Origin of the sequence: Kluyvera sp. CHPC 1.251 (assembly GCF_036759945.1) — a bacterium.
GTDB classification, from domain to species: domain Bacteria; phylum Pseudomonadota; class Gammaproteobacteria; order Enterobacterales; family Enterobacteriaceae; genus Kluyvera; species Kluyvera sichuanensis.
The window spans coordinates 62,370-75,013 of sequence record NZ_JAPKIC010000006.1 but is presented as its reverse complement, the minus strand read 5'-3'; the positions used below and the strand labels follow the sequence as shown (position 1 = coordinate 75,013).

Sequence of the window (12,644 nt, the reverse complement as noted above, 5' to 3'; positions counted from 1 at the left end):
AATAAACGATGATGCTTGCGCTTGGAATGTTTGTGTTTGAACGCCGCACCCTGCCTTATCAGTCGATGCAACACTCGAAAGATTATCGCTGGGCGTCTAATGACCGGGTCGGCAAACCTCCTGCATATCAGTTTCTCGGCGAGGGGGAGAACTCGATCCAGCTTGCCGGTACGCTTTACCCTGCTATTACCGGCGGTCGCATATCCCTGCTGGCTGTTGAATTGATGGCCGACGAGGGCAGAGCATGGCCGCTTATTGAGGGAACCGGCAATATCTTCGGGATGTATATCGTCGATAAGGTGTCGACCACGCATGCCGAGTTTTTCAGCGACGGAGCGGCCAGAAAGATTGATTTCACCCTTTCGCTGAAACGGGTCGACGAATCACTGACGGCAATGTTTGGCGACCTGAATAAGCAGGCCAGCGAGCTTCTCGGCTCTGCCGGTAATCTTACTGATAAGCTACAGGGTGCGCTCGGAGGGCTGACCGCATGATTACGGGTATGACCATTGACGCCGGTACCAGCCTTGCACCGGCATTTATGCTGACGCTGAATAGTCAGGACATTACCAGCAATTTTAGCGACCGCCTGATTTCTCTTACCATGACCGACAACCGGGGTTTTGAGGCTGACCAGCTCGACATTGAGCTCGACGACACCGACGGCAAAGTCGAGTTACCCCTGCGCGGGGCGGTGCTGACGCTGTGGCTTGGGTGGCAGGGTTCCGCGCTTCTGAATAAGGGCGATTTCACGGTCGATGAGATTGAGCATCGGGGCGCGCCTGATACCCTGACCATCCGGGCGCGTAGTGCAGACTTTCGCGGAACGCTCAATTCACGGCGTGAAGAATCGTGGCACGACACCACCCTCGGCGAACTGGTCAGCACCATTGCAAAGCGCAATAAACTGACGGCCAGTGTCGCGGATTCACTGAAAAAAATACCGGTGCCGCATATCGACCAGTCACAGGAGTCCGACGCCGTATTTCTGACCAGGCTGGCTGACCGCAATGGGGCGGCGGTGTCAGTGAAAGTGGGTAAACTCCTGTTTCTGAAAGCCGGTAGTGCGATGACGGCCAGTGGCAAGCCCGTCCCGCAAATGACGCTGACCCGCAGCGATGGCGACCGTCACCAGTTTGCCATTGCCGACCGTGGGGCTTACACCGGCGTAACAGCAAAATGGTTGCACACCAAAGACCCAAAACCGCAAAAGCAAAAAGTGACGCTGAAACGTAAGCCAAAAGAGAAGCACCTGCGCGCACTGGAGCATCCGAAAGCAAAGCCGGTCAGCAAAAAGACAAAGGCCAAAAAAGAGCCGGAGGCGCGCGAGGGTGAGTATATGGCCGGTGAGGCCGATAACGTGCTGGCGCTGACGACCGTCTACGCATCTAAGGCGCAGGCGATGCGCGCCGCTCAGGCTAAGTGGGATAAGCTACAGCGAGGCGTTGCGGAGTTTTCAATTACGCTGGCGCTTGGTAGGGCTGATTTATTCCCTGAGACACCGGTGCGTGTGTCAGGCTTTAAGCGCGTCATAGACGAGCAATCTTGGTTAATCAGTAAGGTGACTCACAATCTGAATAATAGCGGCTTCACGACGGGCTTAGAGCTTGAGGTTAAACTCTCTGATGTGGAGTACAGCGCGGAATCGGATGATGAATAAAATATATTCACAAAAAGTGAATTGATGATTATCATTTTTTCACGAATTGAGAATAAGGGGTGGGTTATGTTTCATTGTCCGAAGTGCCATCATGCCGCACATGCGCGAACAAGCCGCTATCTAACCGAAAATACGAAAGAGCGCTACCACCAGTGCCAGAACATCAACTGTAGTTGCACGTTTATGACAATGGAAACGATAGAGCGCTTTATTGTTACTCCGGGAGCCATTGACCCGGTACCGCCGCACCCGACTGTCGGTGGTCAGCGGCCATTGTGGCTCTGATAAATTTCCGCTAAATGCCCGCTGCGCGCGGGTTTTTTTATGCCCTCAGCAAAGTGGCGGTAAAAAATCCACCGCCATTCTATCGCCACTCGAAAATGAGATAACAAAAAGGCCACTCGCGAGAGTGGACTAACTGCATGTATTTATTGTTTAAATTTGGTGGCCCCTGTTGGGTTTGAACCAACGACCAAGCGATTATGAGTCGCCTGCTCTAACCACTGAGCTAAGGGGCCAGGTAGCGGACGATTATAAAGTAACAATGGGCGCCAATCCAGCGCTAAGCGCGCACATGCTGTTTTTATAAACAATGCATTTTCAATTCGTTATACTGGTCTCACGATGCATTGGTCGAGAAAATTATGGTTAAGGACATTATTGATTCGGGGCTGCGGGTGTTGTTCTGCGGCATCAACCCGGGGCTGTCATCTTCTTCTCTGGGCTATCCCTTTGCCCATCCGGCGAACCGTTTCTGGAAGGTGCTGCATCTTGCGGGGTTTACTGAACACCAGTTGAAGCCGGAAGACGCTGAGCAGATGCTGGCATTCCGCTGTGGCGTGACCAAGCTGGTTGAGCGCCCGACGGTACAGGCGAGTGAGGTCAGCTTGCAGGAACTGCGTAGCGGCGGGCAGGCGCTGATTGAGAAGGTTGAGCATTACAAACCAGCAGCGCTGGCGGTGCTTGGTAAACAGGCCTTTGAGCGCGGCTTAGGGCAGCGCGGGGCGACGTGGGGTAAGCAGACCTACATGATTGGTGATACCGAGGTGTGGGTGCTGCCGAACCCGAGTGGGCTGAGCCGGATTACGCTGGATAAGCTGGTAGAGGCGTATCAGGAATTGGATGTGGCGTTGAAGGCGCGCGGTTTATAGGCATTGAGCCGATCCCGGCGGCGCTGCGCTTGGCCGGGCTACAGGCCCGAGTCGCCGGGATTCACTGGCGAAAAAAAAGCTCCCATCAGGGAGCTTTTTACGTTTTTGACCGGGGCGATTAATCGTCCAGGAAACTACGCAGCACTTCAGAGCGGCTTGGGTGACGCAGTTTACGCAGCGCCTTCGCTTCGATCTGACGGATACGTTCACGGGTAACGTCGAACTGTTTACCCACTTCTTCCAGCGTGTGGTCGGTGTTCATATCGATACCGAAACGCATACGCAGGACTTTCGCTTCACGGGCGGTCAGGCCAGCCAGAACGTCGTGGGTGGCAGCGCGCAGGCTCTCGGTGGTCGCAGAGTCCAGCGGCAGCTCGAGGGTAGTATCCTCGATGAAGTCACCCAGATGCGAATCTTCATCGTCGCCGATTGGCGTTTCCATGGAGATTGGCTCTTTGGCGATTTTCAGCACCTTACGGATCTTATCTTCTGGCATCAGCATGCGCTCGGCCAGCTCTTCCGGCGTTGGTTCACGGCCCATCTCTTGCAGCATCTGGCGGGAGATACGGTTGAGCTTGTTGATGGTCTCAATCATATGCACCGGAATACGGATGGTGCGCGCCTGGTCTGCGATAGAACGGGTGATCGCCTGACGGATCCACCAGGTAGCGTAGGTGGAGAACTTGTAGCCGCGACGGTATTCAAACTTATCTACCGCTTTCATCAGGCCGATGTTGCCTTCCTGAATCAGGTCAAGGAACTGCAGACCGCGGTTGGTGTATTTCTTCGCGATAGAAATAACCAGACGTAAGTTTGCTTCAACCATCTCTTTCTTCGCACGGCGGGCTTTCGCTTCACCGATGGACATACGACGGTTGATGTCTTTAACCTGCTCGATGGTCAGGCCGGTCTCTTCTTCAATCTGCTGCAGTTTCTGCAGGCTACGCATAACGTCGTCTTTCACGTCGTGCAGCTTTTCAGACCACGGCTTGTTCATCGCGATAGCCGCGTTGAACCAGGTTTCGCTGGTTTCGTTGCCAGTGAAGAGGGTGATGAAGTTCTTCTTCGGCATTTTGCACTGTTCAACGCACATCTTCATGATGATACGTTCCTGGGTGCGCACGCGGTCCATCATGGTACGCATGCTGTTTACCAGGTAGTCGAACTGCTTCGGTACCAGACGGAACTGCTTGAACACTTCAGATAGCTTCAGGATCTCTTCCTGAGCGCTGACATGGCTACGGCCTTTTGCTTTGATCGTGTCGCGAGTGATCTCGTACTGAGTACGCAGCTCGCCAAATTTCTCACGTGCCAGCTCAGGGTCGATGCTGTTGTCATCGTCGCTGCTGTCGTCGCTGTCTTCGTCTTCATCTTCATCGTCGTCATCCATCTCTTCCTGAGACAGTTCGGAACCGACGTGAGTGGCGGTAGGCGCCATATCTTCTTCAGCGTTCGGGTCAACGAAACCGGTGATCAGGTCAGACAGACGCGCTTCTTCAGCTTCAACGCGATCGTACTGTTCCAGCAGATAGGTAATGGCTTCTGGGTATTCGGCAACGGAACACTGAACCTGGTTGATCCCGTCTTCGATGCGTTTAGCGATGTCGATTTCGCCTTCACGGGTCAGCAGTTCTACCGTACCCATTTCACGCATGTACATGCGCACCGGGTCGGTGGTACGCCCGATTTCAGATTCCACGCTGGACAGAACCTGTGCAGCCGCTTCTTCTGCGTCTTCATCAGTGTTGTTGGAGGTTTCAGCCAGCAACAGATCATCGGCATCCGGCGCTTCTTCCATCACCTGAATGCCCATGTCGTTGATCATTTGGATGATGTCTTCGATCTGATCTGAATCGACGATATCTTCCGGCAGATGGTCATTGACCTCGGCATAGGTCAGATAGCCTTGCTCCTTACCACGTTGGACAAGAAGCTTGAGCTGTGACTGCGGGTTTTGCTCCATAAGACGGTATCCACACTTAATTCATTTGATTGGTGTCGGTCGGCGAACGAACCGCCAACATTTAAAGCGAGGGCGTACTTATATTAGTGCCGCTGCGCCTCGAGCGGCTGTCGGGGGCTTCCCGATCGGTATTCGGCACTTAAGCCGTTGAATTCATTTTTTTTCCAGGGCCTGTCTGATTTCCCAGAACTCCCTGCGTTCTTCACTGCTTAAACCATGTGTGCGATCGCGAGCTATCAACTCTTCCTGTCGCTGTTCAAGCATTGAATCAAAAATTCGGTTGAGTGTGTCGGTGAACATTTTTTCAACGTTCTCATCCTTTATATCGTTCCAGGCTGAGAGTTTTTCAAGTGTTGAGTATTCACTTGTGCCACGATAATTCTCTAACAGCTGGCCTGTTGTCAGGCCCGGCTGCGCAACGCACAGGCTTACGAGCTCGGTGAACAGGTTGAGCCCTGGTAGCTTCGTCTGACTCACCCCATGCATTGGGGGGACAAGTGGTGCCAGATTTGGGTTTTGCACCAGCAGTCCTATCAGTATACGCATAGGCGTCTGTTTTATCTGCTGGGTCGGGCGTACAACACCACTTTCTGCCTGTTTTGGCATTAAACGATCAAGCTGCGCGTCATCAAAAATACCGAGCTTCAGGCCCAGCGTCTGACGCAACTGAATACGGTGCGCATCGCCAGGTACCTGGCTGATTAACGGTAGCGCTAGCGCTGCAAGCTGGGTGCTGCCGTCTGGCGTACTCAGGTCAACCTGCGGTAAGAGGCTGTTGAACAAGAACACGGAGAGCGGTTGTGCATGCTCCATCCGGGCTTCAAAAGCCTCTTTGCCTTCTTTACGTACCAGCGTATCCGGGTCTTCACCGTCTGGCAGGAACATAAAGCGTAGCTGACGACCGTCGGTCATGTAAGGCATGGCCGTTTCCAGCGCACGCCATGCGGCATCGCGCCCGGCGCGGTCGCCGTCGTAACAGCAAATCACGTTATTTGTCGCACGGAACAGCATATGGATGTGGTCGGCCGTGGTCGATGTACCCAGCGAAGCAACGGCGTAGTTAATACCGTATTGCGCCAGGGCAACGACATCCATATAACCTTCGACAACCAGCAGGCGCTGGGGTTCCGCGCTATGCTGCTGGGCTTCATAAAGGCCATAAAGCTGACGACCCTTATGGAAAATATCGGTTTCCGGGGAGTTGAGGTATTTCGGCGTATCGTTACCTAATACGCGGCCACCAAATCCAATTACCCGGCCTCGTTTGTCGCGAATCGGGAACATCACGCGATTGCGGAAACGGTCGTACGTTCTTCCCTGGTCGTTGTTGACCAGCATTCCGGCATCGAGCAGCAGCTTTCTGTTGTCGACATTACCGCCGAAACGTTTTAAGGCGTTATCCCAGCCTGGGGGTGCAAAACCAATAGCAAAGCGCTGGACAATCTCGGCGCTAAGGCCACGTTGCTCCAGGTACTGGCGTGCAGGCTCGGCGATGGGTTGCGTGAAGGATTGCTGATAAAAATCATTTAATCCTTCCATGAGTTGATAGAGATTCTGTCGTTGATGACGTTCTATCTGGCTCAGGCCTGTTCCGGCTTCGTACGGCACTTCAAGATTGTGCATGGCCGCCAGTTCTTCAACGGTTTCAACGAACTCGAGCTTGTCGTAGTTCATCAAAAAGTCGATGGCGTTACCGTGCGCACCGCAGCCGAAGCAGTGGTAAAACTGCTTATCACCGTTCACGGTGAAAGAGGGGGTTTTCTCGTTATGGAACGGACAGCACGCATGGTAATTCTTGCCCTGCTTTTTCAGCTTCACTCGGGCATCAATCAGATCGATGATGTCGGTGCGTGCCAGCAGGTCATTGATGAATACGCGTGGGATTCGTCCAGCCATAAGCCCCGTTTATTTACACTTCATCCTTCAAACTGTCTCTGCGTTGGCTGCGTTCGTTCACTCCTGTCACTTACTTATGTAAGCTCCGGGGATTCACTCGCTTGCCGCCTTGCTGCAGCCTGAATGATTTTGTGTAAATGCTGATTTATAAACGAAAACAAGCCGCGCATTCCTTTCGGAAGCACGGCCTTGCAACTACAACTCGGTCTGACAATTGAGAGCCGATGCTCTCAAGAGATTAGTACAGACGAGTACGGCGTGCGTTTTCGCGAGCCAGTTTCTTCGCGTGACGTTTCACTGCAGAAGCTTTAGCGCGCTTACGTTCGGTAGTCGGTTTTTCATAGAACTCACGACGACGAACTTCCGCCAGAACACCTGCTTTTTCGCAGGAACGCTTGAAGCGACGCAGAGCTACGTCGAACGGCTCGTTTTCACGTACTTTAATTACCGGCATGTGCCTCTCACCTTTGATTAATTCGGTTTGCTGCTGGCATCAGCGCCAGCTTATTTCAAAATGGTGCGGAATTTTACTGCAACTACTGCTGCTTTGTAAAGCACCGGAGCCTTTTTTGAAATGAACTTTTTAAGGGTGAGGAGTATACACGAGGCTGCTTCCTGGGGCGAACAATGTTTTACAAGCCGGGATAGAAAACCTAAACTGCGCGGTATTGAAACGAGGTAAATATAGCCATGCGTGTACTGGGTATTGAAACATCCTGCGATGAAACCGGCATCGCAATTTATGATGATGAAAAAGGTCTGTTAGCCAACCAACTGTATAGTCAGGTGAAATTGCATGCTGACTACGGCGGCGTGGTGCCTGAACTGGCTTCGCGCGATCACGTGCGTAAAACGGTGCCCCTGATTCAGGAAGCCTTAAAAGAGGCCAATCTGACGGCGAAAGATATCGACGCCGTCGCCTATACCGCTGGGCCTGGTCTGGTCGGTGCGCTGTTGGTTGGCGCAACCGTGGGCCGCTCGCTGGCGTTTGCCTGGAACGTGCCGGCCATTCCGGTACACCATATGGAAGGTCACCTTCTGGCGCCAATGCTGGAAGATAACCCGCCTGAATACCCGTTTGTAGCGCTGCTGGTTTCCGGCGGCCATACGCAGCTGATTAGCGTTACTGGCATCGGTGAGTACACGCTGCTCGGCGAGTCGATTGACGACGCCGCTGGTGAAGCCTTTGATAAGACAGCGAAGCTGCTCGGCCTGGATTACCCTGGTGGCCCAATGCTGTCGAAGCTGGCCTCGCAGGGCACGGAAGGGCGCTTCGTCTTCCCACGTCCAATGACCGACCGCCCAGGGCTGGACTTCAGCTTCTCCGGCCTGAAAACCTTCGCCGCCAATACTATCCGCAATAACGACGCTGACGATCAAACCCGTGCGGATATCGCGCGTGCATTTGAAGATGCGGTGGTGGATACGCTGATGATCAAGTGCAAACGCGCGCTGGATCAAACCGGTTTCAAACGTCTGGTGATGGCGGGCGGCGTAAGCGCCAACCGTACGCTGCGTGCGAAGCTGGCAGAAATGATGCAAAAACGTCGTGGTGAAGTGTTCTACGCGCGCCCTGAATTCTGTACCGATAACGGTGCGATGATTGCCTATGCGGGTATGGTTCGCCTGAAAACCGGCGTGAATGAGTCGCTGGGCGTGACCGTTCGGCCTCGCTGGCCGCTGGCTGAGCTGCCTGCCGCATAAGATATGACAGAGGGTAGCCCGGGCGAGGCGTTTTCGCCGACCCCGGGGCTGTCCCGGCGTCGCTTTGCTCGGCCGGACTACGTCAATTCCTCTGCTACTCTTCTTCTTTCTTCTGCTTACGCTTTTTCAAACGCGCCCAGATTTTTGTCTCCTGACGTCGCCATAGGCGTTGAATATTGTCATGATGACGCAACAGAATCAGACAGGAGAGCATCGATACCGGGAAAGTGTACTGGGGTTTAAACCACCAGACGTAGAACGGTGCGACCAGCGCGCTAACGATGGCGCCGAGAGACGAATAGCCGCTGAGCAAAATGGTCAGCAGCCAGGTTCCGGCCATGACGCCGGTGAGATCCCAGCCGATAGGCGCAATGGCGCCAAACGCGGTGGCAACGCCTTTACCGCCCTGGAAATGGAAAAATACTGGCCAGATGTGGCCCAGACAGGCGGCGATCGCCACCAGGCCTAACCAGAATGGGGAGAGGCCAAGGGCGTACGCGCCCCAAACGGGCAGCATCCCTTTCAGGACGTCGAAAATCAGAACGGCTGCGGCTGCGCCTTTTCCGCCGATGCGTAACACATTCGTGGCGCCGGGGTTACCGGAACCACTGGCGCGAGGATCAGGTAACCCCGCGATGCGGCAGACCAGAATGGCGCTGGAAATTGAGCCGCAAAGGTAGGCAAGAAGGATCATGCCAGGCTCGATTGCACTCATAACGCTGTTCCATTTTGAAAATGTCGAAGTATTCTCTGCATCTGTGGATAATACGCATAATTCGCCGGGAGTGGTATCCGGTTTAGCCTAAAAACCAAGCAGGTCGTGATGGATATTGTATTTATAGAGCAACTTTCGGTAATCACCACTATCGGTGTTTATGATTGGGAACAAACCATTGAACAGAAGCTAGTGTTCGATATCGAATTAGGCTGGGATAACCGCAAAGCCGCCGCCAGCGACAACGTAGATGACTGTCTGAGCTACGCTGATATCAGCGAAGCGGTCGTTAATCACGTTGAGGGTAGCCGTTTTGCGCTGGTTGAACGCGTAGCGGAAGAGCTGGCTGAACTGCTGATGTCTCGCTTTAACTCCCCGTGGGTACGTATCAAAGTTAGCAAACCGGGGGCGGTTGCCCGTGCGGCCAACGTTGGCGTTATCATTGAGCGTGGCCATAATCCGAAATAAAAGTATCACTCGTCATATTATTTAAACCAAAATGATTTATACCGGTCTTAGTGCCGGGTTTATTTTATTGTTTACTTTTTAAGGGTTTATTAATGAGCGATATACACTCGCTGCTGGTCGCGGCAATTTTGGGTGTGGTCGAGGGATTGACGGAGTTTCTGCCCGTATCCAGTACCGGTCATATGATTATCGTGGGCCACCTGCTGGGGTTTGAAGGTGAAATAGCGGATACCTTTGAAGTGGTTATCCAGTTGGGGTCGATTCTGGCGGTGGTGGTGATGTTCTGGCGTCGCCTGTTTGGGCTGATTGGCATCAACTTTGGGCGTCCGCCGGTTCACGAAGGTGAAGGCTCCGGGCGTTTATCGCTGATTCATATTCTGCTTGGCATGATCCCCGCCGTGGTGCTGGGGCTGGTGCTGCACGATAAAATCAAATCGCTGTTCAACCCGGTTAACGTGATGTACGCCCTGATTGTGGGCGGCCTGTTGTTAATTGCTGCCGAGTTGCTGAAGCCGAAAAAACCCAGCGCGGTGGGTATTGATGATATGAGCTATCGTCAGGCCTTCGCGATTGGCTGCTTCCAGTGCCTGGCGCTGTGGCCGGGCTTCTCCCGCTCCGGGGCGACGATTTCTGGCGGTATGCTGATGGGCGTGAGCCGCTACGCCGCTTCTGAGTTCTCGTTCCTGCTGGCGGTGCCGATGATGATGGGCGCGACGGTGCTGGATCTCTATAAGAGCTGGCACTTCCTGACTGCTGCCGACATTCCGATGTTCGCGGTGGGCTTCGTGATGGCTTTCCTTGTCGCCCTGGTCGCCATCAAAACCTTCCTGCAGTTGGTGAAACGAATTTCGTTTATTCCGTTTGCTATTTACCGCTTCATCGTGGCGGCCGCTGTCTACGTGGTCTTCTTCTGATGAACTGCCCTCAGTCTTTTGGCTGAGGGCAACGTTTTTCCTTCCAGTTCGCGACCGCCTGAATTCGCCGACGCGTCAGCTCTTCACGAATCTCCGGCCCTTTAAAGCCATCGTCGATAACCTCTTTGTTGCCCACCGCTTTCGCCACCTGCCAGGCTTCACGCAGCAGGCGTCCCTGAGGATAGTCGCAGGCTTCAAAATGGGTGCGACCACGCACGTCAGCTTCGCTGGTCAGCGCAATCTGCTCTACCCGCTGCGGCTTGCGCCAGGCGTCGATAGAGTCAAACAGCTTCACCAGGGTTTTGGGGTGCAGGATCGGCAAGGTATGGATGAGGTCGTGGAATTCGGCAACCAGCTTCGCCAGGTCGCGCATCTCGTTTGGCACCTTCAGACGCTGGCAAAGCTGTTCAACCAGCTTCACGCCCGCCGGGCCGTGGCCGTGGTGACGGGGCCAGAACTCCTTTGGCGTTAAGCCTTTACCTAAGTCGTGGCACAGCGTCGCAAAACGCACATCAATCTCCGGGCTCAGCATTGCTGCCATGGTCACCGTCATCAGCGTATGGACGCCGGTATCAATTTCCGGGTGCCATTTTTCCGGCGCCGGGACGCCGTAGAGCGCATCAATTTCCGGGAACAGGACTTTCAGCGCGCCGCAGTCGCGCAGCGTCTGGAAGAAAACCTGAGGATTGCGGGTGCCGAGCGCGTTTTCTGTCTCTTTCCACACGCGCTCTGCCGTGAGATGCGCCAGTTCACCGGCGTCGGTCATCTCACGCATCAGCGCCATCGTTTCATCGGCAATACGGAAGCTCAGATGGGCATAGCGTGCGGCAAAGCGCGCCACACGCAGTACGCGCAGCGGGTCTTCACCGAAAGCAGGGGAAACGTGGCGCAGAATGCGTTGTTGAAGGTCGGCCTGACCGCCGTAAGGGTCAATAATCGTACCGTCGGCATCCTGAGCCAGGGCGTTGACGGTTAAATCGCGGCGCAGCAGATCCTGCTCCAGCGTGACGTCCGGGGCGGCATAGCAGGTAAAACCGGTATAGCCCGAGCCTGATTTGCGCTCGGTTCGGGCAAGCGCATACTCTTCGTGGCTTTCAGGGTGCAGGAAAACAGGAAAATCGCGGCCTACCTGCTGGTAGCCCGCGTCGAGCATTTGCTGTGGCGTAGCGCCGACCACAACCCAATCTTTATCTTTGACCGGTAGCCCTAACAACCCGTCCCGAACTGCACCACCGACCAGATAACTCTTCACGCCACGCTTCTCCTCGTCATTATTCTTTCTGGATAATACGAAAGAAGCACTGAGAACGCGAATCGGGGTTAATTCATCCAGCGATCTTTACGCTTACGGCTTGGGATGATGTGCGGCAGCACCAGACCGAGGAGCAGGCCGACACCCAACACGCCACCGCCGTACATAAACCACTGCATAATGATGGTGCGCTGTTTGTCATCCAGTTGCAGGTTGGCGGCGTTCACTTTTTTCTGCGCAACGATAAGCTCATTCTTAAGCTTCTGGTTTTCATTTTTTAAACCATTAATCACGCTATCGCTCTCAGCGACCTTTTTCTGCATTTCTGCGGTGCGCTGGTTCCATGTGGTGTCGATATTATTGAGCTTGTCGGTCAGGGTTTTGACCTGATTTTCCAGATCCGGCACGCGAATGCGCAGGCTTGGCGTAGCGGTCAATTCTTTCAGCGGGATCCACGCGGTGCGCCCGTTGCTGTCGCGTACCTGGCCGTACTGGGTGTTGTCGTTGGTCTGCAGCAGGGTGACTTCTTCGCCTGCATTCAGGGAGCCTGCCAGACGGTAGTTATCGCCCGGGCCGCTGCGGACCCAGGTGTTCAATTCGTCGGAAACGTAGCGCTTTTCATCAGCGTGCGCGATGGTGGAAGCGGTAAGTGTCAGTAAAGTAATGGCAATTAAGCGTAATTTTGGCATCAGATCATCGTTTTTGTCATAAAAGTGGAACGATAGTAGTGGCAACAGTCTGACGACGCAAAGCATTCTGCGGCAATCAGAATCCTCCAGGAGGAAAAAACGCCATCAGCGATTAGCCCGACAAATTGCGCATTGCATGGCAATTTGTCGCAAAATACTATCTACTGACAAAAAGAATACCTGTAAGTTCGCCGCAAAGGTATTTCCGGGCAACGAAACCACAAGAATTCAA

The 12,644-nt window shown here is 54.0% G+C and carries 13 protein-coding genes and 1 tRNA gene; 7 read left to right on the top strand and 7 right to left on the bottom strand.

The window, feature by feature from the left end:
- Positions 1–8 precede the first annotated feature (8 nt).
- The 3 genes from V6940_RS13165 to V6940_RS13155 all read left to right on the top strand — a co-directional run bounded on the left by V6940_RS13165 (position 9) and on the right by V6940_RS13155 (position 1,945).
- Entirely contained in the window at positions 9–494 is a 486-nt protein-coding gene (locus tag V6940_RS13165) for a phage tail protein (RefSeq protein ID WP_001630830.1), read from the top strand.
- On the top strand, positions 491–1,660 hold the full coding sequence (locus tag V6940_RS13160; protein WP_333496174.1) for a phage late control D family protein: 1,170 nt from the start codon (positions 491–493) through the stop codon (positions 1,658–1,660). The genes V6940_RS13165 and V6940_RS13160 overlap by 4 nt, the downstream gene beginning before the upstream one ends.
- 66 nt (positions 1,661–1,726) lie before the next feature.
- Positions 1,727–1,945, top strand: coding sequence for a DNA-binding transcriptional regulator (locus tag V6940_RS13155; RefSeq protein ID WP_200023908.1), 219 nt, complete (start codon positions 1,727–1,729; stop codon positions 1,943–1,945).
- 157 nt (positions 1,946–2,102) lie between these two features.
- Here V6940_RS13155 and V6940_RS13150 read toward each other — a convergent pair.
- Positions 2,103–2,178: transfer RNA gene (locus V6940_RS13150), tRNA-Ile, on the bottom strand.
- Positions 2,179–2,304: 126 nt separating this feature from the next.
- Between V6940_RS13150 and mug the strand changes: the two genes are divergently transcribed.
- On the top strand, positions 2,305–2,811 hold the full coding sequence (gene mug, locus V6940_RS13145; protein WP_333496173.1) for a G/U mismatch-specific DNA glycosylase: 507 nt from the start codon (positions 2,305–2,307) through the stop codon (positions 2,809–2,811).
- 118 nt (positions 2,812–2,929) lie between these two features.
- On the opposite strand, the gene rpoD is transcribed toward mug, so the two are convergent.
- The 3 genes from rpoD to rpsU all read right to left on the bottom strand — a co-directional run bounded on the left by rpoD (position 2,930) and on the right by rpsU (position 7,124).
- On the bottom strand, positions 2,930–4,774 hold the full coding sequence (rpoD, locus tag V6940_RS13140) for an RNA polymerase sigma factor RpoD (protein WP_333496172.1): 1,845 nt from the start codon (positions 4,772–4,774) through the stop codon (positions 2,930–2,932).
- Between the two features lie 153 nt (positions 4,775–4,927).
- Entirely contained in the window at positions 4,928–6,670 is a 1,743-nt protein-coding gene (gene dnaG, locus V6940_RS13135) for a DNA primase (RefSeq protein ID WP_185668406.1), read from the bottom strand.
- A gap of 238 nt (positions 6,671–6,908) precedes the next feature.
- A complete protein-coding gene (rpsU, locus tag V6940_RS13130) occupies positions 6,909–7,124 on the bottom strand; it encodes a 30S ribosomal protein S21 (protein WP_001144069.1) in 216 nt (71 codons plus the stop codon).
- Positions 7,125–7,360: 236 nt separating this feature from the next.
- On the opposite strand from rpsU, the gene tsaD reads away from it, so the two are divergent.
- The gene (tsaD, locus tag V6940_RS13125) at positions 7,361–8,374 is read left to right on the top strand and encodes a tRNA (adenosine(37)-N6)-threonylcarbamoyltransferase complex transferase subunit TsaD (protein ID WP_333011224.1); all 1,014 of its coding nucleotides are present in this window, start codon (positions 7,361–7,363) and stop codon (positions 8,372–8,374) included.
- A 94-nt stretch (positions 8,375–8,468) separates the two neighbouring features.
- On the opposite strand, the gene plsY is transcribed toward tsaD, so the two are convergent.
- Positions 8,469–9,089 carry a glycerol-3-phosphate 1-O-acyltransferase PlsY gene (gene plsY / locus V6940_RS13120; protein ID WP_333496171.1) on the bottom strand — a complete coding sequence of 207 codons (621 nt, stop codon included), beginning with the start codon at positions 9,087–9,089 and terminating at the stop codon, positions 8,469–8,471.
- Between the two features lie 108 nt (positions 9,090–9,197).
- Between plsY and folB the strand changes: the two genes are divergently transcribed.
- Positions 9,198–9,557 carry a bifunctional dihydroneopterin aldolase/7,8-dihydroneopterin epimerase gene (gene folB / locus V6940_RS13115; RefSeq protein ID WP_185668403.1) on the top strand — a complete coding sequence of 120 codons (360 nt, stop codon included), beginning with the start codon at positions 9,198–9,200 and terminating at the stop codon, positions 9,555–9,557.
- Between the two features lie 92 nt (positions 9,558–9,649).
- Positions 9,650–10,471 carry an undecaprenyl-diphosphate phosphatase gene (bacA, locus tag V6940_RS13110; protein ID WP_333496170.1) on the top strand — a complete coding sequence of 274 codons (822 nt, stop codon included), beginning with the start codon at positions 9,650–9,652 and terminating at the stop codon, positions 10,469–10,471.
- 10 nt (positions 10,472–10,481) lie between these two features.
- Here the strand turns inward: bacA and V6940_RS13105 are convergent, their stop codons facing one another.
- Positions 10,482–11,723: a multifunctional CCA addition/repair protein gene (locus V6940_RS13105; RefSeq protein WP_333496169.1), complete on the bottom strand. Its 1,242-nt coding sequence runs from the start codon at positions 11,721–11,723 to the stop codon at positions 10,482–10,484.
- Positions 11,724–11,791: 68 nt separating this feature from the next.
- Positions 11,792–12,412 carry a TIGR04211 family SH3 domain-containing protein gene (locus V6940_RS13100; RefSeq protein ID WP_333496168.1) on the bottom strand — a complete coding sequence of 207 codons (621 nt, stop codon included), beginning with the start codon at positions 12,410–12,412 and terminating at the stop codon, positions 11,792–11,794.
- Positions 12,413–12,644: the final 232 nt, after the last annotated feature.

What these genes read in the sequence shown, in the direction of transcription:
- dnaG (WP_185668406.1), bottom strand. Translation starts at nt 6,670, where the DNA reads ATGGCTGGACGAATCCCACGCGTATTCATCAATGACCTGCTGGCACGC.
- rpsU (WP_001144069.1), bottom strand. Translation starts at nt 7,124, where the DNA reads ATGCCGGTAATTAAAGTACGTGAAAACGAGCCGTTCGACGTAGCTCTG.
- V6940_RS13165 (WP_001630830.1), top strand. Translation starts at nt 9, where the DNA reads ATGATGCTTGCGCTTGGAATGTTTGTGTTTGAACGCCGCACCCTGCCT.
- rpoD (WP_333496172.1), bottom strand. Translation starts at nt 4,774, where the DNA reads ATGGAGCAAAACCCGCAGTCACAGCTCAAGCTTCTTGTCCAACGTGGT.
- folB (WP_185668403.1), top strand. Translation starts at nt 9,198, where the DNA reads ATGGATATTGTATTTATAGAGCAACTTTCGGTAATCACCACTATCGGT.
- V6940_RS13160 (WP_333496174.1), top strand. Translation starts at nt 491, where the DNA reads ATGATTACGGGTATGACCATTGACGCCGGTACCAGCCTTGCACCGGCA.
- tsaD (WP_333011224.1), top strand. Translation starts at nt 7,361, where the DNA reads ATGCGTGTACTGGGTATTGAAACATCCTGCGATGAAACCGGCATCGCA.
- plsY (WP_333496171.1), bottom strand. Translation starts at nt 9,089, where the DNA reads ATGAGTGCAATCGAGCCTGGCATGATCCTTCTTGCCTACCTTTGCGGC.
- V6940_RS13155 (WP_200023908.1), top strand. Translation starts at nt 1,727, where the DNA reads ATGTTTCATTGTCCGAAGTGCCATCATGCCGCACATGCGCGAACAAGC.
- bacA (WP_333496170.1), top strand. Translation starts at nt 9,650, where the DNA reads ATGAGCGATATACACTCGCTGCTGGTCGCGGCAATTTTGGGTGTGGTC.
- mug (WP_333496173.1), top strand. Translation starts at nt 2,305, where the DNA reads ATGGTTAAGGACATTATTGATTCGGGGCTGCGGGTGTTGTTCTGCGGC.
- V6940_RS13100 (WP_333496168.1), bottom strand. Translation starts at nt 12,412, where the DNA reads ATGCCAAAATTACGCTTAATTGCCATTACTTTACTGACACTTACCGCT.